Raw genomic sequence first — 25,972 nt, forward strand, 5'->3', positions numbered from 1 at the left:
TAAAGTGTAAAATAAAGCCCAAGGAGGAATAAAAATGGATAATTTTTCTAGTTACAGAGGAAATCGCGGATTTAACTGGGCTGCATTTATCTCTGGTGTTTTAATGATAATTGCAGGGCTCTTTTTACTGCGGCATCCCGGTAAGGCATTACATGCTTTTGTATTGCTCTTTGCCATAGTGTCAATAGTTCAGGGCTTTGTCTGGTTAGTTTTCTATAGTCGTTTTCGGTATTTTATCCCTTCAAGCTGGTTGTCGATTGTGTCAGGAGTTTTAGACATTATTGTTGGTATTTTGTTCCTATATTCCTATGATGCTGGTGGCTTAACCATTGCTTACTTATTTGCATTTTGGTTCTTATTCGACTCAATCTCTGGCATCGTTTTCTCTTGGCACATGCGGGCTGTTTCAACCTTTTTCTTCTGGGTTAATATAATCCTGAATATCCTAGGCTTGTTTATCGCCATTAGTTTGATGTTTAACCCAGCTTTATCAGCATTAACTTTAATTTGGTTAGTTTCTTTCTGGTTACTAATTTTTGGTATTAATGAAATTATTGCTGCATTTGTTAACAGGTAAAAAATAAAAAGTTCTATTGAACTTTTTTTTTGCCCAAAAAGTAATGGCACACCTGGTATGTTATAATTTTAGTAATAGGAGGTCAGCAAAAATGGCTAAGCATAAAAAGCAATTACTGATTGTGACAGGCATGAGCGGTGCGGGAAAAACGGTCGCTTCTCATGCTTTAGAAGACATGGGCTATTTTGTAGTTGACAATTTGCCTCCATCTCTTTTATCCAGTTTTTGGGATTTAATCGTTAACTCAGATGATTTCACTAAAGTTGCAGTAGTAATTGATCTGCGGGTGAGACGGTTTTATAAAGATTTAGATAACGAAATTAATTCTTTAGAAGATAATGGTACGGTGCAGACCCGGATTGTCTTCTTAGACGCTGCGGATGATACTTTAGTTGCTCGTTATAAAGAGACTAGACGTGTTCCGCCTTTAGCCCAAAATGAACGTTTACTAGACGGAATTTTAGCAGAAAGACGTATTTTAACCGGAATAAAAAACCGTGCCAATGATATTATTGATACTTCTAATTTAAGTCCAAAAGAATTAAAACAAGAACTGGCAAATAAATTTAGTGCCAAACACCGGCAGCCGTTTTCAATTGAGGTTCTATCTTTTGGGTTTAAATACGGAATGCCCATTGATGCGGATATTGTAATGGATGTGCGCTTTTTGCCCAATCCCTTTTATATTCCTGAATTGCGACCATTTACTGGTTTGGATAAAAGGGTATTTAACTATGTGATGGACAAGAAAGAAACGCGTATTTTTTATCAGAAATTTTTAGATCTGATAAAAAGCGCATTACCCGGGTATATCAAAGAGGGTAAGACTAAATTAACTATTGCAATTGGGTGTACCGGTGGGCAACATAGAAGCGTCGCAATTGCACAGCAGCTGGCTAAAGATTTAGCTGAAGACTATACAGTTGATATAACCCATCGTGAAATTAGTCGCTACACTAGAAATAGGTGATAATTAGATGACATATAATGATAAAGTAATTCATGTTACCAGAAGCAGACGACCACAGGTTGTCGTTATTGGTGGAGGTACTGGATTGCCTGTAGTTTTAAACGCGTTAAAAGAGCAAAATGCTGAAATATCGGCTATTGTGACTGTTTCTGATGATGGCGGCTCTTCCGGCTCAATTCGCAATTTTATCAACGTAGTTCCCCCTGGTGATATTCGCAATGTTTTGGTTTCTTTAAGTGAAATTTCTCAGGAAGAAAAGGATGTTTTCCAATACCGCTTTGATTCTTCCGACTCATTTTTTTCAGGACATGCTATCGGCAATTTAATAATTGCTGCTTTAAACGAAATGCACGGTAATATTTTTGACGCTGTTCAAGCACTTTCAAAAATGATGCGGGTTGACGGTCATGTTTACCCTGCCTCTAATGAACCATTGACACTGAATGCGGAATTTGTGGATGGCTCTATTCAAGCTGGTGAAAAGGAAATTACTGACAAGGATAAAAGAATTAAACGAGTTTGGGTTACCAACACTAAGTCAAAGAGTGAACCTGAAGCGGTGCCACCAGTTTTAGCCGCTATAAATAATGCTGATGCGGTAGTTTTAGGGCCTGGTAGTCTATTTACGTCCATCTTGCCTAATCTCATGATCCCCAATTTAGGCGAAGCAGTAAGAAAAACAAGCGCAGAAGTCATTTATATTTGTAATATTATGACGCAAAAAGGTGAAACCGATCATTTTTCAGACTGTGAACATGTTAAGGTAATTAATGAGCATTTGGGCGGACATTATATTAATACCACTTTAGTCAATGGCGCTAAAATTGATATGTCTAAGTTTAACCCTAACGATTATGATGCTTATCTTGAACCTGTTAAGAACGATTATCAGGGCTTGCGGGAACAGGGAAGCAGAGTCATTACCGCTGATTTTATTGATCAGCGAAGTGGGCTAGTCTTTCACGATGGTAAAAAAGTAGCCAAAGAAATTATTAATCTGGCATTTGCTGCGATGGCTCGCAGGAAGGACTAAATAATGGCAAGCTACGCAAGTAACGTGAAGAAAGAATTAACTTCTTTAAAAATTCATCCCGAACATGCCAAAGCTGAACTGGCAGCTTTTTTGCGTATGAACGGCGTTTTGAATTTTCACGAGCACCAGTTTAGCCTTGACATTACTACTGAAAATCCTGCAATCGCTAGACGAATTTTTTCGTTAATAAAAATTGCTTACAAGGTAGAACCGCAATTAATTGTTTCGCGCAAAATGAAGTTGAAGAAAAATAATCAATATTTGGTGCGATTGCAAAATCATGTCAAAGAAATATTGCAAAATTTGGAAATTCTTACCCCTTCCCTTCACTTAATTACTAGAATACCAAAAAGGATCATAGAGTCACGTGAGGGTGCAATGTCCTATTTACGTGGCGCTTTCTTAGCAAGTGGCAGTGTTAATAATCCTACTACCAGCCGTTATCATTTAGAGATATATTCAGTTTATCAGGATCATAATAATGACTTGTTAACTATTATGAATGAACGATTTCATCTTAATGCCAAGAGCACTCAAAGACGGCGGGGCTATATTGTCTATTTGAAAGAAGCTGAAAAAATCGGCGACTTTTTGCATATTGTTGGCGCTCTAAATGCGATGTTGGCATTTGAGGACTTGCGCATTATGAGAGATATGCGTAATTCGGTCAATCGGCTAGTAAATTGCGACACGGCCAATTTGAAAAAAACAGCTAATGCGGCAGCCAAACAAGTTGAAGACATTGAACTAATAGCGCAAAAAATCGGTTTAGAGAATATCCCAGAGAAATTGCAGGGTATAGCCAGATTGCGCTTAGATGAACCTGAACTCTCGCTGAAAGAAATAGCGCAGCAAACTCCGGACGGTCCTATTTCGAAGTCTGGAGCCAATCATCGTTTTAAGAAAATACACGAAATGGCACAAAATTTGAGAAAATAAAAAAGCAACCCATCATTTGATAGGTTGCTTTTTAAAACACAAATTTTTAAATACTTATTTCTTTTGGTTAACCATTATTTCATCGATTAAACCATAGTCTTTAGCTTGTTCAGCTGTCATGTAGTTGTCCCGTTCAGTATCCTTTTGGATTTTTTCCAACGGCTGACCAGTAGTTTCATGTAAGATACGGTTAATCTTTTCACGGCTCTTTAAGATTTCATTAGCTGCGATCTGAATATCAGTTTGTTGACCTTGAGCACCACCTAAAGGTTGGTGAATTAAAACAGTGGAGTTAGGTAAAGCAAAACGTTTACCTTTTGCACCACTGGTTAACAAAATGGAAGCCATTGAGGCTGCCATACCAATGGCAATGGTTGAAACATCTGATTTAATAAAGTTCATGGTATCCATTATTGCCAAACCAGAAGTAATTACTCCACCAGGTGAGTTTATATAAAGTGAAATATCCTTGGTGTTATCTTGAGCATCAAGAAATAATAATTGTGCAATAATCGAGTTAGCCATATCATCGTTAATTTCACCACTAAGCATGATGATACGGTCTTTTAACAAACGTGAATAAATGTCGTATGCGCGTTCGCCACGTGCAGTTTGTTCAATAACTGTAGGTACAAGCATCTTTCTACCTCCTAAATATAATTAGCACTCTATCAAGTACAGTGCTAATTAAATCACTTACATTACTTGCTGTCAATGAAAGTGTATTAATTTTGTATTCTTTTTAGTGAAGGTTTTATTATATAATTTAAGTATAAATTTAATTTTTGGAGGATTTATTTTGAAGCTTTATAAGAAGATAGCAACAATTTCACTGACATTAGTTGCCGGTTTATTAGTTTACACCGGTCTATCAACTACATCAGTTGCGGCAGATTCAGATAGCCCTCAGCCGCCAGTTCAAGATGATAATAAGTCATCAAATAACTCAACTGATGCAAATACAGACACGAATACCGATAATGGTAGTACTGATAATACCAACAACTCTGACCAGACGGGTGAAGACAATCAGAATACTAAAAAACCTAAACCAAAGCAAGTGGTTACTGGTTATTCAATGATGACCAAGGTCGCTGGTAACAAAAACTATAAGGTTTGGAAGGAAGTTACTAATGGTAAAGTTAAAACCAAGGTAGCTGACGGCATTAACTTTCGTTACAGCCATATTCAATCAGACCAACTGATTGAAACGAAAAAGTACCGTTATTGGCGCATTTATGTTAACGGGCGTGAAGTAGGTTATGTTAACGAAAATTACTTTGCTAGAAATCAAATAGCAGTGCCTAAGACTATTTCTTTGGTGCGTAATGATTTTTACAGCTTTTCGACTAGAGACGCTATTTCTTATGTAACCAATTATATGGGAACAGTAATTGATAATAGCATGGTCACTGTTTCACGCGAGAGCATTGATTGCTGGACTCCTAAGACATATAAAGTGAAATACACTTATGGCGATGCAACTGCAACTGTTAAGATTACAGTCAGAAAGAGCACCAAGGAAGGTATGGTTGACGCTGATGCAGTAAATGCAGTAACTGCTCAACCCGGTACGAATGACTATCAAGCGTGGAAGACTCACTATGGTTCATCAATAAATTACATTAGCCCTACAGAATATACACCGGAAACCAGCAAACACACTTTGACTAGTGGGGATATGACTTTAAAAACTAAATTCTATCAACCAGTTTTACTGAGTGTTGCTGACCCAACAGACGATAATATAAACCGGGTTGGTCATATACCAGAAGGCGTGACAGTTTCTAATGGCTGGGCTTATACTAGTCTTTTAAGTCATACAAACTTAATGTCTGGTCATATTGTTGGCTACGACTTGAACAAGTTGACTAATCCATACAATGCGCAACATTTGCTAGATATGTCGCAAAAGAAATTCAACAATTATGTTAAACATATCAAGGTAAGTCCGTATATCCCAATTGGTCACGGTCAGGCAATGGGTGCAAGTGATAAATATATTTATGTTTTGAATAATGATAATACTTTGAAAAACACCACTGATTCAGAGGAGTTGTTACAAATCCGTAAAAGTGATTTACAAATTAACAAGATTTGGACAATTAAAGCTTGGGTTGGGGATGAAAAGAATCCCCGCTACTTCCATAATGGTGTGATTGTTTCAGATTATGACATGTACACTGTCTATCACGATACTGAAAACAATTGTTTTGAATATTGGGAATTTACCCGTAAGGGAGATAATTGGTACCCACAATTAGTAGGCAAGACAGATGGCAATTTTGTGAACAATAACGCTCCGATTCAAGGTTTCACATACGATACTAAGAATAAAAACTTTTACCTGGCATTTAACGACTTGATCTTTAAGATTGGTCGTAATGGTAAGTTGAAAGATACTTATTCATTTGATACAGGTCGCGAAATAGAAGGAATGTCAGTTAGCGATAATAAACTATACGTCAATTTGGCTCAAAGAGCTGAGTTGTTAGTAAGCGCGAAAGTCAACTAGATTGATAATTTAATAAGAGCCGTATGGCTCTTATTTTTTTACTTTAAAATTTCTAAAAAGCTGTCTTGTAAACAAGAGCAAAAGAATATTATTTTGAATATTATTTTATAGATAAATTAAAATGAATTAAACAACATTTATAGGAGTAAAAAACTCTTTATTTGGTTGATACCAAGTTTGTAAATAAATTATAAACTACTAATAAAATTCTTCTTCTCTGTTTTATTAATATAATGTTAAAAAACTGTTAATTCTGTCTTATGATTACTTGTAGCGCTTTTATACCTAATTATATTTAACAAATAAGTCATGACTTATATTTTGTTAAGTTAATAGGGATATAAACTGAATTAGCTACAAATATATTCAATCAATAGGTCATGAAGGCAGTTAATAATCATTTGATTAAAATCGTTTTAGTAGTAAAACATTATGACAAATATTGAATTATTAAATAGACAAGAATTAATTATTTTCTTAGAGCAATCGTTAAAAGTTGCTCTTTTTCAAGAGCATAAAAGTAAAAACTATGTTAGATTACTGGGGGAGATTTCATGTAGAGCATACAAAATTCTTACGAGTGACGATGACGAATTGGAACAGATTTATCCGAAAATTGCCGCGAATATTAATCAGGATCATTAGATTTTAGAATATCAAGCGCAATTAAAAGATTTGATTTTAACAAAGCCACCGGAAACTAATATTATACTGGCTTTAGCTATTTCTACCTTGATACTATTTGCTATCGGAATAATGCTGAAGATGTTAGATCAGCTAAATATTCCTTTAATTAAAGGCGTCTGTGCAATTCTAAGTATTTTAATCTTGATTTCTGCTACTGTTGCCTTAATCTTCTTAGTATATAAAATTGTCGTGTTGCTATGGAATTACTTTGAGCGGGCACAAGTGAAACCTAATAATTTAAGAAACAGTATTGAAAAGCCTAGGCAAGCTGCCCTAAAAAAGAAAAAATTGCTTAATGAACTAGATCAAAGAATCAAAAAAGATATCTTTCAATTTGATAACCAAACTCCTGAAGCTAAATCATATCTTTTAGAATGGAGTAAGGAAATGAATGAATTGAGTTTTTTGAGTTTAGCTTGCTATAGTAACTTGTGCAGTATGAATCAGGCCTATCACAAAGCACAAGTAATTGACAGGACGCTTGATAATTGCTTACATAATAAAAATTTCAGTCTGAATTCTACAAATCAAATTCGCAGCACAAATGATTCAAAAGATAATAACTTGTCTAAAATTACCTCTCCTGCTTGTCATGATATTTGTCATATGAACCAGAAACTGGCTGAATTAGGCAAAAACGCTAGTAGAAAAATTGATTTGGCAGCTGAATTAGAGCAGAAAAAAGCAAAAGATAGTTTTCCAACCACATAAAAAAAGAGCTTGTCAGCTCTTTTTTTCTTTATCTTGGCATTCTGGACACAGCCCATATATCTCAACATGACTGGAAGATGTGGTGTAACCTGTTTGCTTTTCTGCTTCAATTCTCATATGATTTTCAATCGTATCAAAGTCAGGGTAGTAAACGTCAGCAATTTTGCCGCAATTTTTACAAATGATGTGAAAGTGCGGTTTGACAAAATAGTCATAATGCAGAGAATCATCGCCATTTTTAATTTCGATTACAATTCCAGCCTCAACCAGCTTATTGAGTGTGTTATAAACCGTTGCCCTGTAAGTTGGTTCAGCACCACTAATAGCATTATAAATGGTTGCAGCAGTTGGATGATTGTGATGCGCCATTAGGTATTCCAAAATCTTTAATCGCGGCTTAGTAGCTTTTAAATGGTGACTTCTAAGCAGTTTTTCAGCATCATCTACAAAATTAGGCAAAATTCTCATCTCCTTCTTGATAAATACAGTTTAACATTTTTGCTAAATAAAAAACCGCCAATTGCTAGGCGGTTTTACGAATATTTAACTGTTACAGCTTATTTAGCTTTGGCTTCTTCACGACGTCTAATTGTTGGCATGATCAAGCCGAGCAGTAATAAAACTACTGGAGTGGCAATATTCAAGCAAAGTGTAAACGGATCGTTAGAATACATCCCCATTAAACAACAAGCAATAGTTACTGCTAAACCCCACACACCAGCTGTGTATGCCAGCCATTGGTGCTTAGTCATCTGATAGTTTTCAAGTCCGGTGTGGAATTTTTCGTGTTGCTTACGTAAAGCTAAGTAAGCAATGAAAACCCAAAGGTAACGCATTGGCATGACAATTGAATTAAGCTTAACTAATTGAGCCATTACAGCTTGAGCATCAGGCATAATTGCTTGCAGCGCGATAATACCACCAGAAAGAATAACGATCATCCAGATACCATTAATGTAGGCACCATGCTTGTTGACCTTTAATAATTTCTTAGGGATAAAGTCTTTAGCTTCTTTACCACCTAATAACATTCTTAAAGGTGCATCAATACTGATTACCAGAGCAGAAAATTGCCCAATTACGTTACACCAAGCATAGATGTACAGGAACAATCCGCCTACACCGTAATATTCTCCCAATTTTTGGAAGGCAATGTACGGACCGTTTGAAATGTATTCGTTTAAATTACCATTTACAGTTTTAGGATCGAACATTAATGCTAAAGCAATTGTTCCTAGAATTGCGGAAATCATAACCATTCCGGCTAAGCCTAACATAGCTTTAGGAAAGTTCTTAGACGGATTCTTCAACTTATTAACATACGGCGAAATTTTTTCAGCGCCACCAACAGCGAATACCAGAATTGAAAGGGAAGTGAAATACTTCGTATTGAAATCTGGCATAAAGTTTTGCCAATTCCAGTTAATAGTATAGAAATTAGCGTGTGGGTTGATCATTGGAGCTGCAAACATCATGATAATAAACAAAATTGACATGATGAACATAGAAGTTCCAGCAATAGTTGACAAAGTTTTAATAACTGGAATTCCGCGACTAGCTACCCAGCAAAAGAAGAGAAATACCACTAACGTAGCTAATTGTGTCCAGGCAGTTGGTAAACTGTCGTACCAATTAGTATTGCCAAAGATCCCCCAGGCCATTCCTCTTAAACCGCCTGTGCCTTTACTGGAAATGTAAACCACATGAACTGCCCAGAATGTCCAGCCGGCGTAATAAGCCCATTTAGGCCCAATAGTGGCATTAACCCATGAGGCCACGCCACCTTCAGAATCTTTAAAAACAGATCCTAACTCACCGACCATCAGAGCATAAGGAATAAAGAAAAGCAGGAAAATAATAATCCAACTGAAAATTACCTTGGTGCCGTCAAAATATATGAATCCGTTAACAACATTACCAAAGCTCCACACAATGGAAAAAGCCATGGTAGCAAGAGTTGTCCACATCATCTTTTTAGAATTATTTGGTGTTTCACCCATGAAACTACTCCCTTATTTAAAGATAACAAGTCTATATTTTAGCTTAAATGATTTTAAAAATCTAATGATAAGGTATCTTTTATTTTATAACACAAGTAACTATTGATTTATGCCATAAAAAGTGCAAAACTATTATTATATTATATTTATAGGAAGGTTGAGAAAGTTTAATGGAAAAAAGTTTTAAAAATAAGTTGCTGGTTGCCGGCACGATAGCTGCAGTCGGCTTATTTGTTGGGAGTAATAATTCTTATATTTCTGCTAAAACCTACCACAAGGCTGTCACTAAAATAGCTGGTAATGGTACTTATGCAGTCTATCATAATGCTTCGAAAAAGGGCCCGTCAGGCAAGTTTACTTCAACTAAGTATTTCAAACATGCTCAAATTCAGTCCAAGCAATCAATTGCCACTAAAAAAGGCAAGTTTTGGAAGATAATTGTTGACGGCAAGACTGTCGGCTGGGTTAGTCAAAACTTCTTTGCCAGAAACCAGATTTCTGTCGCAAAGAACGTCAGTCTGGTTCAAAATGATAAATATTCGTTCAACACTAAAGATGCCATTAATTATGTGACTGATAGTGCAGGTACAGCAGTTGATGCAAGCAAGGTCACAGTTTCCAAGTCAAAGATTAGTTCAAATACTCCTGGTAAGACTACAGTTGATTATAGTTACGGCAAGGCTAAAGCCAGTGTTGATGTTACCGTCCGTTCAGATAAAAAAGAGGGTATAGCAAGAGCTGACAAGACACCTAAAAATGGTCCCAAGGAAGTTTCTACTTGGAAGGGCAGTTCAAAATCTTCTTCAAGAAACTGGAACGCAGCACATCACTATACTCCGGAAACCAGATCTAACACTTTTAAAGCAAACGGCTTAACTCTAAAGACTAAACTGTTCCAACCGCGTTTTGTAAGTCTTGATTATCACAAGGCGGGAGACAAGATGGGTCAAGTAGGTGTAATACCTGAAGGAATTACAGTCTATGGTTCTAACTTTACTGTGGCACTCTTTAACTCCAGTAAAGCGCAAAATGGTCACCTAGTTTCTTATGACTTAAAGCATATTAACAAATATAAAGCCCAAAACCTGTCCACTTTAAACTGGTCAACCTTCAAGAAATATGCTTCACATATTAAAGTTAGTCCTTATATTAAATTAGGTCACGGTCAGGCTATCGGCTCATCAGCTAATTACAGTTATGTAATTGCCAATAACAACACTTCGAGCAACTCTGACGCTTCAGAAGAAATTTTGCAAATCCGTAAGTCAGACATGAAGATCAATCAAATTTGGACTTTCAGAATTTCCAACTATGGTAATCCAAGATATATTCATAATGCTACTTTTGCTGGTGACAACACGATGTATTGCCTCTTCCATAATGGTGGTAACGGCTACTACGAATACTGGAAAGTAACAAGAAATGGTGACACTTGGACTCCTGTAGAGGTGGGAGCTACAAAGGGCAACTTTGTTAAACCAAATAAGAACGAAAGCAAGGCTTCTCCAGTTCAAGGCTTTACCTACGACAAAAAGCACGACCAATTCTACATCGGCTTTAATGATTACATCTTTAAAGTTGATAAAGATGGTACTTATAAGAAGACTCATCGTTTGCATGTTAAACGTGAAATTGAGGGTCTGTCAGCATACGGTAATAAACTTTATGTTGAATTTGCTCAACGCGGAGAGTTGACCGCTGGTAAAACTAACTAATAAAAATTTAAGCAGTTTGAATAATCAAACTGCTTTTTTGCTGCCTTTTAATATGCCTAAAAATATTGCTGATATTTTTTGCTTATTATATAATCATCATAATTATTTTTTAGCAGTTGAACTGCACTAATAAAACAGAAGCCGTAATAGCTTTTAAATATGATGTTTGAGTATACTTTAAGAAAATACTGCAGTATAAAAGGAGAAAACATGACAGATTTACTAGTAACAAATAAACTTACAAAGAAGTTTAAAGACCAAATTGTACTTGATCAATTAAACATGCGTGTCCCAGAAAATCAGGTTTACTGCTTGCTTGGGCCTAATGGGGCTGGCAAAACTACGTTGATGAAAATTTTAACGGGAATTATTTCTGCTACTAGCGGTACTGTCACTTTTGCAGGTCACGAATGGTCCAGGCATGATTTAACTGCTATTGGTTCCTTAATTGAAACCGCACCACTTTATGGCAATTTGACTGCTTATGAAAATTTGCAGGTAATCTGTCGCTTAAGAGGAGTAGCAGAAACTGAAATCCAATCAATTTTAACTACTGTTGGCATAGAAAAAACAGGAAAAAAGTTAACTAAAAACTTTTCTCTGGGTATGAAAGAAAGGTTGGGTATTGGCTTAGCCCTTGTGGGTAAACCTAAACTGTTAATTTTAGATGAACCTACAAATGGACTTGACCCACTGGGAATTCAGCAATTGCGCAATTTAATTGTCAGTTTAAAAGAAAGTGGTATTACTATCATTATTTCTAGCCACATGCTTTCGGAAGTAGAACGATTAGCTGATAATATCGGCATCATTGGCAATGGTCACTTATTACTGGAAAAGCCGTTAGATCACGCGGAAAATTTGGAACAACTATTTAATGATACTTTGACAAAGGCTGGTGCTATTAATGCTTAATACTTTGGCAATTGAAAAAATCAAAACTAAAAGGACATTTATCAGGCAGCTATTGTGGCTTTATCCGTTTTTCATAACAGTGATAGTTTTAGTGATTTTTGCTCCTACTGGTTACGTTATTCAAAGCGTCATTAATCAATGGAGCATTATTTGGTTGCCATTATTTCTTGCTTTAATTGCTGGGTTGCTTGACCGGCGTGAGAAAAATAGCACAGATTATAAGTTGATTTTAAGTTCACCTTGCAATTTGTTTGATTATGAATTAGGCAGAATACTGCATGTCGCTGTTTTAACTTTCATTTCCTCTTTGTTTCTGATTATTTTCATCGCTTTAATGTTTTTGCTATCTGATAGTCAGATCAGCCCAATTTCATGTGTACTTGCTATTTTAGGCATTTGGCTAGTTAATCTGTGGGAAATACCACTTTATATTTGGTTTAGCCGCATTACTAACATGTACGTCACAATTATATTAGCTTTTGCCGGAATCTTTAGCGGTTTAGCCGTCAATAATTATGTCCTTGGTAAAATTTGGCCATTTACCTGGACTGAACTTTTTCCGGTATCGTTAATCAAAATAAACATTAATGGGCTGCCTCTGAAGGCAGGCACCACTGCCCCTAATAATTATTGGACGTTAATAGTGGCTATTTTGTTGTTTGTGTTAGTTAGTTATTTAGCCGCTAATTCATTCAGAAAGCAGGTAGTAAAAAATGCTTAAAAATGTTTTCCGGTCAGAAAGCATTAAGCTCAAGCGCAGCTTTTTGCTCTATTTTCATTTAGTGGCTTTAATTATTTTTCCGGTATTACTAGGGCTTTATTACGGCAATAGAAAAAGCGCGGTCACCACGACCACTATGGTAACCATTTTTTATGAATTGTTGGCAATTAGTTCTCCGATAGTTATCAGTATAGTCATTAGCTTAGTTTTCGACCGTGAGGAAAAAGCTGGTCATTGTAAAAATTGGTTAACAATTCCAGGTTCAAGGGGCAAAATTATTCAATTGCAGTTATTTTACTATTGGGTGCTCTATTTTATTGAAATTATTGGTATGAGCCTGCTTTATTTTTTGATCTTGCGTTTTGCTTTTCGGGTAAATGACCTATCATTTATCAAAATTTTCCTCACCAGTTTTATTTTTGCAGTTTTTGGTTTTCTTCAATATGAGATAACACAATGGCTGGTTTTAAAATTTAACGTTGGCGGAGCCATGATCTTAGGGTTCTTTGGGTTAGTTTTTGCGTGTCTCAGCATTACTAATCTCTTTGATTTTATTTGGCCAGTAGTTCCTTGGGCTTGGCAAATGAGACTAATGAGCTTTTGGCTGGCTGGAGTTACTCGCCAAGTACAAAGCTGGACAGCCATGGCAATGGCTGTGCCCGTTATTTTAACTTTAGGGTTACCTTTTTTAATTATAAAAAGTTTCAATAATTGGCAAAATTAGATTGGTTTTATAAGAATAAGTAAAATAAACTACTGCAAATGTTTCTGCAGTGGCTTTTTAGGTCCCAAAAAGTTAATATATACTTAAATAGTAAAACTTTTCTTTAGTTAGCAGTTATTAATTTCATATTACTAGTGATTTCTGTATTATGATATGCGGCAAAAGAAAGAATTTTTATAAAGGAGAACTTTGTGGTAAAAAAAGATTTTATTGATACTTGTACCTTTTCAAAAAATGAAATGCAATACCTGGCTGATTTAGGTCTAAAAATTAAGGAGGCTATCAACCATGGCTATTACCCTCAGCTTTTAAAAGGCAAAAGCTTAGGTATGATCTTTGATCAAACTTCGACTAGGACTCGTTGTTCTGCTGAAACAGCAATGACGGAACTTGGGGGTCATGCGCTCTATCTGGCTCCCGGACAAATTCAGTTAGGAAAAAATGGTCATGAGGGTTTGGCTGATACCAGTCACGCTTTAGGTGACTTAGTTGATATCATTGGAGTTCGAACGGCTAGTCAAGAAGATATTGTGGAGATTGCCCAAAATTCGCATGCACCTGTAGTTAACTTTATGAGTGATGATGACCATCCTACTCAGGCTTTAGGTGATTTGATTACAATTAAAGAATTTTTACCGGAAGGTAAGAGATTATCTGACATTAAACTGGTTTTTGTGGGGGATGCAACGCAGATTACTATTTCAGCATTATTTTTGTGTGCCAAAATGGGCATGCACTTTGTTCAATATGGTCCAAAATCCAAGTGGATCCCACGAGATATTTATAATAAAGCCAATAAGATTGCTGAAAAAAACGGTGGCTCAATTACATTAAGTGAAGATGAAAGTTCACTTCAAAACGCTGATTTTATTTATACCGATGTTTGGTATGGTTTATATGATCATGAACTTGAAAAAGATGAATACATGAAGATCTTTTATCCTAAATATCATGTCAATGATGAATTATTGGCAAAAACGGGCAATCCTAATGTTAAATTTATGCATTGCTTGCCGGCGAATAGGGGAGAAGAAGTTTCCGCTGCGGTTCTTGATGGCGAACAATCAATAGCTTGGCAGCAAGCAGCCAATAAAAAGACTGCTATGCGAGCAGTTTTTGTTTATTTGCTTAATTCAAAATTCACTGATATGAGTGATTCAAGTCAAAAGGCCATCAAATATAAATATAATGAAGAATTAGCTTATTTGCTTGCACAAAGACCATAAAGAAAAGACTAAAAGCTTTTGGCTTTTAGTCTTTTTGTATGCAAAATATTAATTTTTTTCCATTAATCTGACGTAATTTATTATATAGAAGTACTATATTGCATTCTCTATATCTGCTTTAGTTTTTAAGCCTTCTTGAACCCATAATTCTTTCTTAGAATTATCAATTCTGAAATGGGGGGCGCTAATACTAAAAGCGCCTAATATTTTGTCGTTTTTTAATATTGCAAATCCTAAGCAATATATTCCGTTCTGATTTTCTCCATCATCAATCGCATAGCCTCTTGTTCGAGTTCTTTTTATTTCTGCTAACAGCTCTTTGCGATTGGTAATCGTATTTGCCGTTAAACTTTTTAACGCGGTTTCGTCAAGATATTTTTCAATCTCACTATTTGACATACAAGCCAAAATTGCTTTCCCCATACCTGATGAGTACATGTTCATATGGCCGCCTAATTGCAAATTTAAACGAATGGTGTTTGTACTTTGAGCTCGATCCAATAACGTAATCACATTTTTGTCTTTAATACCTAAGTTAACGGCTTCAGTTGTTCTATCTCTGAGTTCATTAATATAAGGCATTGCTATTTTGTCTAAGCTGAAACTATTTCTAGCCTTTTGTGCGTACTTTAAAAACGTTAACCCTAAATAGTATCTTTTTGGATTACCAAAACAACGCACAAACTCACAATATTCCAATGTATTTAATATTTTGAGAATAGTCGGTTTAGTGATAGTTATATTATCACTTATTTCTTTTAAAGTTGGTGCCGTTTCGCATTTAGAAATATAATCTAATATTTTCTTTGCTTTAAGCAGAACCGTACCATATAGATGATTTTCGGTCATTAGCTCTCCTTGTTTTTCAAAAAAATGTTTGAAAGCCCTTGCATTATTTTTAAAACATCCTACAATATTATTGTAAATAAGAAATGCAGTTTCTAAATAAGAAATTTGCTGATTTAATATAGGAGGAGTTATAAAATGGTTGAAATTCATGAATCAGAAGAGGAAATTCGTCAACATGAAGAGGAGTTGAAGAATAACTTCGATATGAATAAGTTTAGCCTTAAAAATAAAGTCGCAATTATTACTGGAGGCAACACAGGATTAGGACAAGGCTATGCAATAGCTATGGCTAAAGCTGGGGCCAATATTTTTATCCCGACCTTTAATGAGTTGGAATGGGATAATACACGTTCAATTATTGAAAGTGTGGGACAAAAAGTTGAATTCATGAAGTGTGACCTTACAGTTAAGGGTGAACCTCATAAAGTTATTGAGGAAGCTTTAAACAAAATGGGTCACATTGATATTTTAGTAAATAATGCCGGAATGATCAAACGTAATCCTTTACTAGAGTCAAAGGATGAAGACTGGGACAAAGTTATTGCAATCAATTTAAGTGCTGTTTATCACATGTCTTTGGAAGCATGCAAAGTGTTTGCTAAACAGAAGTCGGGCAGGATTATCAATATTGGTTCAATGCTCTCATATCAGGGTGGTAAATTTATTCCTTCCTATACTGCTTCAAAGCATGGTGTAGCAGGTTTAACAAAGTCTTTTGCTTCTGAAATGGGTGCATACAACGTTACAGTTAACGCAATAGCGCCTGGTTATATTAAGACTGAAAATACTGCACCAATACGTGCACAAAAAGACAGAAATGATGAAATTTTAGGAAGAATACCAATGGGTCATTGGGCAGAACCATACGAATTAATGGGTCCCGCTGTCTTTCTAGCAAGTGATGCTGCGGCATATGTCAATGGAGCAATTCTACCTGTTGATGGTGGTTATTTGGTTCGTTAATTAGTACTTGCTAAAAATAGGAGACAATTATGACGTTTATAAATTACATAATGTCTCTGGGAGCAAGTGTGATGATGCCAATCATTTTTCTGATACTTGGCTTGTGTATTGGGATGGGTTTTGGCAAATCACTTGTTTCTGGACTTAAAGTCGGAGTTGGTTTTGTCGGGTTAAGTGTGGTTACACAACTTCTTTCTGATAATATTGGTCCTGCTGTAAATGCAATGGTAAAAACTTATCATTTACATCTTTATACGTTGGATATCGGCTGGCCTGCAGCTTCGCAAGTTGCTTTTGCAACTTCTGTCGGCGCGATTATTATTCCTTTAGGCTTGTTAGTGAATATAATTTGTTTACTAATAGGTGCTACTAAAACTTTAAACATTGACCTGTGGAACTACTGGCACTTTGCCTTTATTGGTTCAATAGTCTATTTTGCAACCAACAACTTTTGGTGGGGAATGTTTGCAGCTTGTGTAACTATTATTGTCACGTTAATAGGTGCTGACAGATCGCAAAAAAAGGCAGAAGATTTTTATGGGAAAGATTTAATTGGTATATCCATACCGCAAGCTTTCTGCGTAAGTTTTATTCCTTATGCAGTCATTGTAAATTGGATAATTGATCGTATTCCCGGTCTCAATAAAATAGACATTGATGCTAATAAAATGAAAGAAAAATTTGGCGTTTTGGGAGATCCAATCGTTTTAGGCATCATTGTGGGTATTTTAATTGGCATTTTAGCAAGATATTCTCTTGCTAAAATTTTACAACTAGGAGTTATCTTGGCTGCTGTAATGGTTTTGATACCAAGAATAACAAGTCTTTTTATCGAAGGTTTGTCACCAATTGCAAAACGGACCCAAAGCCTAGTTAAAAGTCACTTTAAAGGCAAGGACTTTAATATTGGAATGACACCTGCTTTAGTCATTGGTCATCCAGTAACACTGGTAACGAGTTTACTTTTAATTCCAATAATTCTATTTTTGTCAGTGATTATTCCTGGTAATCAATTTTTACCGCTTGCCAGTTTATCAGGCTTAATTTACATTTTCCCTTTAGTTCTACCGTATACAAAAGGAAATGTCTTTAAGACTTTGTTAGTTGGTATAGTCAGCTTAGTATTAGGAGTTCTTTCAGCTACAACCTTAGCGGGCATTTTTACTAAAGCAGTTAAAATTGTCCAAGCAAGCTTAATACCAGCAGGAACATCTTCAGTTGCAAGCATTGATTTTGCTTCGAGTCCTCTTGCTTGGTTAGTATACGAAGGGACAGTCAATCTTCCAGTCATTGGCGCAATAGCTATTGCAGCTATTGTCATTGGTTTAATGATATGGAACAGAAATCAAATTAAAAAGGGTTTATAATCACTTAAAAGAAACTAATTGTAGATTTTTAATAGTAAAAGCTACTGATTTTTAGGGCAAATTTGAGCAGTTTGTTAATAATCAACAAAAGGAGATTAGTCTAAGATTAGACTATCTCCTTTTTGGTTTTATTATTTAAATATGGGTCCCCTGAGAGTCGAACTCAGATTTTAAGAACCGGAATCTTACGTGCGATCCATTACACTAAGGACCCAAATTGACACAACAACAAGTATAACAGAAAAGAAGTAAAAATTGAATTCTTTTTTCTTACATTAGGAAAACAGGTTAACTTTTGCATCATCAAGCAAAATTGTTAAGACTTTTTAATGGACACAATTTTTCTTGAATTATTTTATAGGGGTTGCTATACTATAGGTGTCGATTGAGAAATGGGTAACTTATTTAGCATGAGTTCATGTTTCTCTTATATTTTTAGACAATCTGGGACAGTTAATGACAACAATTGGGTCAAAAAAGTCCCAGAAGAAGGAGAGATATTAATGTACTCGGAATTTCCCGTGCTTGAAGCTCTCGTTCCAGACATCTTAAAAGTTTTTCGGCAAAGATATCTTGTCCTTGAGCAAATTTCTTTTAATGCACCAGTAGGTCGTAGAAGTGTTGCTCAGTGTTTAGGACTTTCTGAAAGAAATGTGCGTACGGAAACAGAATATTTGCGCGATCACGGTTTGATCGAAATCAAAAGTTTCGGCATGTTTATGACAGAGAAGGGCAAAAAAATTTTGCAGGAAGCTGCTCCTCTAATTGATCGCTTGTTTAATGCAGGAAAGACTGAGATTGAGTTGGCCCGCAAGCTTGGTATTGAGCGCACGATTATAGTACCAGGAGATAGTGATTTACAAGAATTAGTTTATGAGAGAATGGGCGAAGAGCTTAATGCGGCTCTTGATTTGCTTTTACCATTAGGACATTCAATCATTACAGTTTTAGGCGGCGAAGCCCTTGCAAAATCAACTAGGAATTTGTCTAAAAGTTTAAGCAAGAATCGACAATTGGAATTTGTGCCTGGTCGTGGTGCTTTAGGTGAAAATGTTGCTATTCAAAGTAACACCATTGTGCAAGAAATGGCAGCTGAAACTGGTGGTAGCTATAAAACGTTGTATTTACCAGAGCAGATTTCTTCGGCAGCTTATAAATCTTTAATTCGTGAATCGGCATTTACAGATGTACTTGAAGATATTTCACAGACAGATGTGGTAATTCATGGAATAGGTTTAGCTCACGATATGGCAAGACGCAGAGGGTACGATTCGATTCGCTTATCCGAATTGCGTGAAAAAAAAGTAGTCACCGAATGTTTTGGGTGTTTTTTCGATGGCGAAGGTAAGATTGTTGACCGCGTGCCTCAGGTTGGCTTGCAGTTTGAGAATCTTAATAAAATACCTCACATATTTGCCTTTGCTTGTGGCGGCCGCAAGGCTAAAGCAATCAAAGCTTATATGCCTAATGCTCCGCATCAAACCTGGTTAATTACTGATGAAGGAGCCTCAGAGAAGATTTTAAAGGAGAAGTAATTCTCATTTAAAATAAATTGATGTAAACATATCTTACATAGTTCTTAAGGAGGACTTTAGAATATGACAGTTAAAATTGGTATTAACGGCTTTGGCCGTATTGGTCGTTTGGCATTCCGTCGGATCATGGACTTAGGCGAAAAGTCAAAGGATATTGAAGTTGTTGCTATTAACGACTTGACTACTCCAGCACTTTTGGCACACTTGCTAAAATATGACTCAACTCATGGTACTTTTGACCACGAAGTTTCAGCTACAGAAGATTCAATTGTTGTTGATGGTAAGAAATACCGTGTATACGCAGAACCTCAAGCTCAAAACATTCCTTGGGTTAAGAATGACGGTGTTGACTTTGTTCTTGAATGTACTGGTTTCTACACCAGCAAGGCTAAGTCACAAGCTCACCTTGACGCAGGTGCCAAGAGAGTCTTGATTTCAGCTCCTGCCGGCAATGACTTAAAGACTATTGTTTACTCAGTAAACGATGATACTTTAGATGCAGACGACAAGATCGTTTCAGCTGGTTCATGTACTACTAACTCATTAGCACCAATGGTTGATGCTTTGCAAAAAGAATTTGGTATTAAAGTAGCTACTATGACTACTATCCACGCTTACACTTCAACCCAAATGCTTTTGGACGGTCCTGTTCGTGGTGGTAACAAGCGTGCCGCTCGTGCTGCTGCTGTTAACATTATTCCTCACTCAACTGGTGCTGCTAAGGCTATTGGTCTTGTTGTTCCAGAATTGAACGGTAAAGTTAATGGTCACGCACAACGTGTTCCAGTTACTGATGGTTCATTAACTGAATTAGTTTCAATCCTTGACAAGAAAGTTACTGCTGACGAAGTTAACTCAGCATTGAAGAAGTACGAAAGCCCATCATTTGCTTACAACGATGACGAAATCGTTTCAAGTGATGTAGTTGGTATGACTGCTGGTTCAATCTTTGACCCAACTCAAACCATGGTAACTACTGCCGGTGACAATCAATTAGTTAAGACTGTTGCTTGGTACGACAATGAATACTCATTCACTTGCCAAATGGTTCGTACTTTGTTGAAATTTGCTACTCTTTAATCTGTAATATTTGATTACTGTTACGTGGCAAAAGAGAAGGCGGAGGGAAATTCTTCCTTCCGCCTTTTTTTCAAAATTAAAATAATTAAGTTATCGGAGGATATAGATGGCTAAATTAATTGTTTCTGACCTTGATGTAAAAGACAAAAAGGTTTTAGTCCGTGTTGATTTTAACGTGCCAATTAAAGATGGTGTGATAGGCGACGACAACAGAATTGTTGCTGCTCTTCCTACTATTAAATACATCATTGAAAATGGCGGTAAAGCAATTTTGCTTAGTCACTTGGGACGTGTTAAGTCAGATGACGATAAGAAAGAATTGTCTTTAAAACCAGTTGCTGAACGTTTAAGCGAACTCTTAAAGAAACCTGTAACTTTTGTTCCTGCTAATGAAGGTAAAGAAGTTGAAGACGCTGTTGCCAAGATGCAAGACGGAGATGTTGCTGTTTTAGAAAATACTCGTTTCCAAGATATTGACAATGATTTTGGCAAACGTGAAAGCAAGAATGATCCTAAGTTAGGCGAATACTGGGCTTCATTAGGTGACATGTATGTTAACGATGCCTTTGGTACTGCTCACAGAAGTCACGCTTCTAACGTTGGTATTGCTGAAGCCATGAAGAAAGATGGTAAGCCTGTTGCTGCTGGTTTCTTAATGGAAAAGGAAATCAAGTTCTTGGGTGATGCTGTTGCTAACCCTGTACACCCATTTGTTACCATCTTAGGTGGTGCTAAGGTTTCAGACAAGATCGATGTTATTACTAACCTCATTCCAAAATCTGACCACATTTTAATTGGTGGTGGGATGGCTTATACTTTCTTAGCTGCTCAAGGCCATGAAATTGGTAAATCTTTATTTGAACCAGATAAAGTTGATCTTGCTAAAAAATTGTTGCAAGACGCTGATGGCAAGATTGTATTACCTGTTGACAACGTTGCAGCAACTGAATTTTCAAACGATGCTGCCCGTAAAGTTGTCGGTGATGATATCCCAGAAAACATGATGGGTCTTGATATCGGTCCTAAGACTGTTGCCAAGTTCAAGGATGTTTTAAAAGATGCCAAGACAGTTGTTTGGAATGGACCAATGGGTGCATTTGAAATGTCAAACTTTGCTGAAGGTACTCTAGAAGTTGGTAAGGCTCTTGCTGACTTAACTGATGCTACTACTATTATCGGTGGTGGTGACTCAACTGCAGCCGCTAAACAACTTGGTATCGCTCCAAAGATCACCCACATTTCAACTGGTGGTGGTGCTTCTTTGCAATATCTTGAAGGTAAAGAATTACCAGGAATTGCCTGCATTTCAGACAAGTAAACTTTAAGAAAGGACATTATTTACATGCGTACACCAATTATTGCTGGTAACTGGAAATTACATATGAATCCAGAGCAAACAAAGGAATTTGTTGCTGCTGTAAAGGACAAGTTGCCAGAAGCAAGTAAAGTTGAAGCTCTGATTTGTGCCCCAGCCGTTGACCTTGAAAGTTTAGCTCAAGCTGCCGCTGGTTCAAACTTGCGTGTTGGTGCAGAAAATGCTTATTTCGAAGATGAAGGTGCCTTTACTGGCGAAACTTCACCTAAAGTTTTAAAAGAAATGGGCATGAATTACTGCATTATTGGTCACTCTGAACGTCGCGGTTACTTCCACGAAACAGACGAAGACATTAATAAGAAGGCTAAAGCTTTATTTGCTAATGACGTTACTCCAATTATTTGCTGTGGTGAATCACTTGAAACTCGTGAAGCCAACAAACAAGAAGATTGGGTAGTTAGCCAAATCAAGGCTGCACTTGCTGGCTTATCAGCCGATCAAGTTGCTAGTTTAGTTATTGCCTATGAACCAATCTGGGCTATTGGAACCGGTAAGACTGCCAGTTCCGATCAAGCTGAAGAAATGTGCAAGACTATTCGTGATACTGTCAAGGATTTGTATAATGAAGAAACTGCAGAGAATGTTAGAATTCAATACGGCGGTTCTGTAAATCCAGGCAATGTTAAAGAATTAATGGCTAAACCTGATATTGATGGTGGTTTAGTCGGCGGTGCTTCACTTAAACCTGATTCATTCTTAGAATTAGTAAATTACCAAGATTAATTTTTAACTGTATATAACCAAAAAGTCTCTGATTTTTCAGAGGCTTTTTTGTTTATATATGTTTAATACCGATAACATTACTAAAAATAAACAAGTTACAAGTTGTTAATTATATAGTCATGTATTAAAATTTAATATATTAATTAAACTATTTCATTTAATTAATGATAATCTCGAAAAGAATAATGAAAAAATAAGTCAAATTTAAGTTTGTTGTTAAGCACCTTACTTTTATTCTGTATAAATCTTGGATCAACAACTAGAATTTCTCGTTAGAAAATAATAATACATCTGTTGTTGCAAAAAGTTCACGGTATACAATACGTGACAAATAAAAAGTTAGCTGCACATGTGCGTACTTATGAAATAGTAGCAAAGGGAAAAACAGCAAATTAAAGAAAGAAGTGTATATTATTTTCCCAAATGGTGGAAAATTAAGAAAACTAAAAAAGCGCATGAGAGTACTGACATATGCACTACCGGTCTCAGATTACATAGGTAAAAAGTACTATACTGTAAAATATGAGAAGGTTTGCTAAAAATCAGCTTTTATTAACTCAGAAGGGTGAAAAGAAAATTGAATAAACAGGTAAAAAATAGCAAAATAAAGATGCTTATTGCTATAACTATGTCTTTAGCACTTGGATTGTTGGCAGGAAAAGCCAGTGATAGTAGCTTGTTCAATACAAATATGGTTGTTCAGGCAGCTCATGTAAAAGGCAATTTAGGGATACTGACCACACCGAAAAAGATGCGTGGCACCTGGTATGGCAAAGCTTTTGATTTAAACTATAAATCTAAAGTACTTAATAAATTAAGGGTAAAAGCTCATAAAATCGATTCTAATGAATTACATAGACAAGACACTAATGCCAAGGGGATCAAAAATACTAGGCAAACTAGAAATTGGGTAAAGGCTTTTTACCCTGTAACTTTTAAAAAAGACAAAAATATAAAGTATATCTTAATGTTTCCTTGGTTTAGTCCTGCTGCATCAGGTTGGAGCTTGGGTATATATCATTACAAAGGACACCGCGTTTTAATTGAAAGAACCACTTCTTCTTATAGAATAACTAATGTTTATTGGCGCTCAGCTAAGCTAGCTAGAATGTATGGTGGTAAAAAACCGAAGGAGTTAAAAACATACGCTCAATGATAAAAACATTTTAACGAATTTTGTTATAGTCGATGCAAATGTCTCTGATTTTTCAGAGGCTTTTTTGTTTAATATTTTTACTATCACTTGCTTTTATCATAGTGCGTGTCCATAATAGAATGAAATAATTTCAATAGGGGAGGCAAATACTATGAAATTACGTAAAACACTTACTTGGTCAGTTGTTGTAGCTGCTTTAGCTGCAGCAAGCGGAATTAGTGTTAATCAAACAAATTTGGTTCAAGCGGCTACTTCAAAAAAAGCCCAAAATACTGTTAACAAAACCAAATATGGCTTTAAGAGAGACTTTATTTTTCCTAAATCTTGGCAAGGCAAATGGTATAGTAATACTCATGATAAGTTAAGTAAAATGACCATTAAAAAGAATGGTTTCATAACACCTTGGACCGGCGAGTATGTTGAATTGGTTTCAGCAGGTAAAGTAAAGGTCACAAATAAGTACTTGTGGCAAATGCCTCAAAGTTGGTTTACCAAGCATGATAAAATTTTCAAACATTTGGGTCGAGTAACTACTAATAAGATTAACAACAAAAAATGGACTGTCTATAGTCCAATAGATGAAAACAATATTGAAATTGGTTTCGCTTTTAGATTAAAGAACGAAAAAATTGCTGGTAAAACCCAAAAAGTATTATTTGAGGCTAATCCCAAAACTGGTGAAGTTATTGACCAGTTCTTCCCTTCAGCGAAATTAGCTAAGAAATATCAACATTACAATTTTAAAGGTGAAACATACGCACCTTCATTTAATCAATATCAAGAAAAGTAAATACATCTGATTTAGAATAGAACTAATTCTCAGCTTGAGAATTAGTTTTTTTATACTAAATTGAATTACTTTGAAGGACCAACAAGTTTATAATTATTCCTATAATGAATAAAATATTTTTTTACAGGAGAGAAAAAATGGCCAAAAAATTTATTACCATGTTTGCACTAGCAAGTTTGGCAATGTCTATGACAGTGCCAGTTGGAAGTATTAAACCAAAAACTGTGCAAGCTGCGCAAATAACCAAAAGCAAATATGGGTTTGATAAACAATTTAAATTTCCTAAAATTTGGCGTGGAAAATGGTATAGCAACAACAATTTCACTCCCAATCCCATGAATATTCATACATCTGCAATCAATCTACCGTTAACCAATGAATATATTAAAGTAATTAAAGTCGGGATGCTCAAGGGTACAAAGAAATATCCTTGGGAAATGTCTTCGGCCTGGCAAGAGAAAAATCAGAACGTTTTAGCAAAATATTTACGAGCATCGAGTAAAAAATTGCGTGGGAGTAAATGGATTGTACTAAGTCCGGTACAGGAAAAAACAACTAAAAATGGGAATGCTTTCACAGTTAAGACTGAAAAAATAGCTGGTAAAAAGCATAAAGTGTTATTTCAAAGTAATCCAGAAGACGGGTTAGTAACCAACCAATTTTTTAAAACAAAATCTTTAACTGATAAATATAGTGCTTATGAATTTAAAAATGTGAAATATAGTAAAGTTAATCCGCGATAGTAGCAAGCTGCAATCTTAAATATTATGATTGCAGCTTTTAATTTTTAAAAAGAAGAAAAAGTGAAACTATTAGTAACAGGAGATAGCATTATTGCGCGTAACGAAGGCTTATCAAAGCCACTCATCAATATTGAACTGTAGCAAAAAGTATCGGAATTAAAATTAATCAATATTGCTGTGTCTGGTATCAATTCTAGAGCCTTTTATTCATTACCACCCCAGTTAGTACTTAAGATTGACCGTTGTGACAAGTTGCTTTTACTTTTAGGCACTAACGATATTGCGCAGTACAAGCAAGTTCCCCAAAACCAATTTAAAATTAATATGGGTTTGATCAGTTCTAGTGTGATTTGTTCATATTATCCGCAAAATATAATTTTGGTTCCACCACCGGCTGTAGATGAAAATAAGCAAAAAAAGAGAACTAACCAAGAAATCGCATTTTATACTTCTGACTTAATAAAATTGGTAACTACATATAAATTGCAATTTATCAATCTTTTTCAGGCCATGATTGCTTAAGGCTATTTAACAACTCTATGTAAAGGACAATTAGATGACGGCTTACATTTCGGTGCAGAGGGATACCAACTGTTAGCCAACCTGATTGTAGAAAAGTTGGCAATTAACAGACGGTAAAAGTCAAGCAGCTGTTGAC

Annotated in this window: 26 protein-coding genes; 22 read left to right on the forward strand and 4 right to left on the reverse strand. The window is 35.8% G+C overall.

The features are described from left to right. The first annotated feature begins 34 nt into the window (after positions 1-34). From DLD54_RS03180 to whiA, 4 genes are all read left to right on the forward strand, one after another. A complete protein-coding gene (locus tag DLD54_RS03180; RefSeq protein ID WP_038521922.1) occupies positions 35-577 on the forward strand; it encodes an HdeD family acid-resistance protein in 543 nt (180 codons plus the stop codon). 91 nt (positions 578-668) lie between these two features. Continuing rightward, entirely contained in the window at positions 669-1,547 is an 879-nt protein-coding gene (rapZ, locus tag DLD54_RS03185; protein ID WP_046326923.1) for an RNase adapter RapZ, read from the forward strand. Positions 1,548-1,554: 7 nt separating this feature from the next. After that, complete coding sequence (locus DLD54_RS03190; RefSeq protein ID WP_046326924.1) at positions 1,555-2,580, forward strand: gluconeogenesis factor YvcK family protein; 1,026 nt, start codon at positions 1,555-1,557, stop codon at positions 2,578-2,580. A 3-nt stretch (positions 2,581-2,583) separates the two neighbouring features. Continuing rightward, complete coding sequence (whiA, locus tag DLD54_RS03195) at positions 2,584-3,519, forward strand: DNA-binding protein WhiA (protein WP_038521929.1); 936 nt, start codon at positions 2,584-2,586, stop codon at positions 3,517-3,519. A 54-nt stretch (positions 3,520-3,573) separates the two neighbouring features. On the opposite strand, the gene clpP is transcribed toward whiA, so the two are convergent. After that, positions 3,574-4,158 (reverse strand): ATP-dependent Clp endopeptidase proteolytic subunit ClpP, encoded by a 585-nt coding sequence (gene clpP, locus DLD54_RS03200; RefSeq protein WP_038521932.1) that lies wholly within the window; start codon positions 4,156-4,158, stop codon positions 3,574-3,576. A gap of 160 nt (positions 4,159-4,318) precedes the next feature. On the opposite strand from clpP, the gene DLD54_RS03205 reads away from it, so the two are divergent. From DLD54_RS03205 to DLD54_RS03215, 3 genes are all read left to right on the forward strand, one after another. Continuing rightward, on the forward strand, positions 4,319-6,034 hold the full coding sequence (locus DLD54_RS03205) for an SH3-like domain-containing protein (RefSeq protein ID WP_109918198.1): 1,716 nt from the start codon (positions 4,319-4,321) through the stop codon (positions 6,032-6,034). A 432-nt stretch (positions 6,035-6,466) separates the two neighbouring features. After that, positions 6,467-6,679 carry a hypothetical protein gene (locus DLD54_RS03210; RefSeq protein ID WP_109918199.1) on the forward strand — a complete coding sequence of 71 codons (213 nt, stop codon included), beginning with the start codon at positions 6,467-6,469 and terminating at the stop codon, positions 6,677-6,679. 30 nt (positions 6,680-6,709) lie between these two features. Next, positions 6,710-7,432, forward strand: a complete 723-nt coding sequence (locus tag DLD54_RS03215; protein ID WP_147442452.1) for a hypothetical protein — start codon at positions 6,710-6,712, stop codon at positions 7,430-7,432. A 12-nt stretch (positions 7,433-7,444) separates the two neighbouring features. On the opposite strand, the gene DLD54_RS03220 is transcribed toward DLD54_RS03215, so the two are convergent. Further along, a complete protein-coding gene (locus DLD54_RS03220; protein ID WP_223895503.1) occupies positions 7,445-7,891 on the reverse strand; it encodes a Fur family transcriptional regulator in 447 nt (148 codons plus the stop codon). Between the two features lie 98 nt (positions 7,892-7,989). Further along, on the reverse strand, positions 7,990-9,432 hold the full coding sequence (locus DLD54_RS03225) for an APC family permease (protein ID WP_038521937.1): 1,443 nt from the start codon (positions 9,430-9,432) through the stop codon (positions 7,990-7,992). Positions 9,433-9,602: 170 nt separating this feature from the next. On the opposite strand from DLD54_RS03225, the gene DLD54_RS03230 reads away from it, so the two are divergent. The 5 genes from DLD54_RS03230 (at position 9,603) to argF (ending at position 14,733) form a co-directional block, all read left to right on the forward strand. Beyond that, the gene (locus DLD54_RS03230; RefSeq protein WP_109918201.1) at positions 9,603-11,147 is read left to right on the forward strand and encodes an LBA0864 family S-layer associated protein; all 1,545 of its coding nucleotides are present in this window, start codon (positions 9,603-9,605) and stop codon (positions 11,145-11,147) included. Positions 11,148-11,357: 210 nt separating this feature from the next. Further along, positions 11,358-12,062: a lantibiotic protection ABC transporter ATP-binding subunit gene (locus DLD54_RS03235; protein ID WP_109918202.1), complete on the forward strand. Its 705-nt coding sequence runs from the start codon at positions 11,358-11,360 to the stop codon at positions 12,060-12,062. Further along, complete coding sequence (locus DLD54_RS03240; protein WP_109918203.1) at positions 12,055-12,783, forward strand: lantibiotic immunity ABC transporter MutE/EpiE family permease subunit; 729 nt, start codon at positions 12,055-12,057, stop codon at positions 12,781-12,783. Before DLD54_RS03235 ends, DLD54_RS03240 begins: the two co-directional genes overlap by 8 nt. Continuing rightward, positions 12,776-13,507, forward strand: a complete 732-nt coding sequence (locus tag DLD54_RS03245) for an ABC transporter permease (protein WP_109918204.1) — start codon at positions 12,776-12,778, stop codon at positions 13,505-13,507. The genes DLD54_RS03240 and DLD54_RS03245 overlap by 8 nt, the downstream gene beginning before the upstream one ends. A gap of 191 nt (positions 13,508-13,698) precedes the next feature. Next, positions 13,699-14,733, forward strand: a complete 1,035-nt coding sequence (gene argF, locus DLD54_RS03250) for an ornithine carbamoyltransferase (RefSeq protein WP_109918205.1) — start codon at positions 13,699-13,701, stop codon at positions 14,731-14,733. Between the two features lie 93 nt (positions 14,734-14,826). Here the strand turns inward: argF and DLD54_RS03255 are convergent, their stop codons facing one another. Further along, positions 14,827-15,582 carry an IclR family transcriptional regulator gene (locus tag DLD54_RS03255; RefSeq protein WP_109918206.1) on the reverse strand — a complete coding sequence of 252 codons (756 nt, stop codon included), beginning with the start codon at positions 15,580-15,582 and terminating at the stop codon, positions 14,827-14,829. Between the two features lie 135 nt (positions 15,583-15,717). On the opposite strand from DLD54_RS03255, the gene kduD reads away from it, so the two are divergent. The 10 genes from kduD (at position 15,718) to DLD54_RS08940 (ending at position 25,836) form a co-directional block, all read left to right on the forward strand. Then, positions 15,718-16,545: a 2-dehydro-3-deoxy-D-gluconate 5-dehydrogenase KduD gene (kduD, locus tag DLD54_RS03260; protein ID WP_038521956.1), complete on the forward strand. Its 828-nt coding sequence runs from the start codon at positions 15,718-15,720 to the stop codon at positions 16,543-16,545. Positions 16,546-16,574: 29 nt separating this feature from the next. After that, positions 16,575-17,912, forward strand: a complete 1,338-nt coding sequence (locus tag DLD54_RS03265; protein ID WP_109918207.1) for a PTS galactitol transporter subunit IIC — start codon at positions 16,575-16,577, stop codon at positions 17,910-17,912. Between the two features lie 503 nt (positions 17,913-18,415). Next, the gene (locus tag DLD54_RS03270; protein WP_038521962.1) at positions 18,416-19,447 is read left to right on the forward strand and encodes a sugar-binding domain-containing protein; all 1,032 of its coding nucleotides are present in this window, start codon (positions 18,416-18,418) and stop codon (positions 19,445-19,447) included. Between the two features lie 63 nt (positions 19,448-19,510). Next, positions 19,511-20,527 (forward strand): type I glyceraldehyde-3-phosphate dehydrogenase, encoded by a 1,017-nt coding sequence (gap, locus tag DLD54_RS03275; protein WP_038521966.1) that lies wholly within the window; start codon positions 19,511-19,513, stop codon positions 20,525-20,527. A gap of 106 nt (positions 20,528-20,633) precedes the next feature. Beyond that, complete coding sequence (locus DLD54_RS03280) at positions 20,634-21,845, forward strand: phosphoglycerate kinase (protein WP_109918208.1); 1,212 nt, start codon at positions 20,634-20,636, stop codon at positions 21,843-21,845. A 24-nt stretch (positions 21,846-21,869) separates the two neighbouring features. Continuing rightward, entirely contained in the window at positions 21,870-22,625 is a 756-nt protein-coding gene (gene tpiA, locus DLD54_RS03285; RefSeq protein WP_038521973.1) for a triose-phosphate isomerase, read from the forward strand. A gap of 577 nt (positions 22,626-23,202) precedes the next feature. Further along, positions 23,203-23,781 (forward strand): hypothetical protein, encoded by a 579-nt coding sequence (locus DLD54_RS03290; RefSeq protein WP_109918209.1) that lies wholly within the window; start codon positions 23,203-23,205, stop codon positions 23,779-23,781. A 151-nt stretch (positions 23,782-23,932) separates the two neighbouring features. Beyond that, complete coding sequence (locus DLD54_RS03295; protein ID WP_109918210.1) at positions 23,933-24,571, forward strand: hypothetical protein; 639 nt, start codon at positions 23,933-23,935, stop codon at positions 24,569-24,571. Positions 24,572-24,708: 137 nt separating this feature from the next. Then, complete coding sequence (locus tag DLD54_RS03300; RefSeq protein WP_109918211.1) at positions 24,709-25,314, forward strand: hypothetical protein; 606 nt, start codon at positions 24,709-24,711, stop codon at positions 25,312-25,314. Between the two features lie 177 nt (positions 25,315-25,491). After that, a complete protein-coding gene (locus DLD54_RS08940; RefSeq protein WP_338033547.1) occupies positions 25,492-25,836 on the forward strand; it encodes an SGNH/GDSL hydrolase family protein in 345 nt (114 codons plus the stop codon). Positions 25,837-25,972 lie beyond the last annotated feature (136 nt).

It is taken from the genome of Lactobacillus helsingborgensis (genome assembly GCF_003173695.1).
Taxonomy (GTDB): domain Bacteria; phylum Bacillota; class Bacilli; order Lactobacillales; family Lactobacillaceae; genus Lactobacillus; species Lactobacillus helsingborgensis.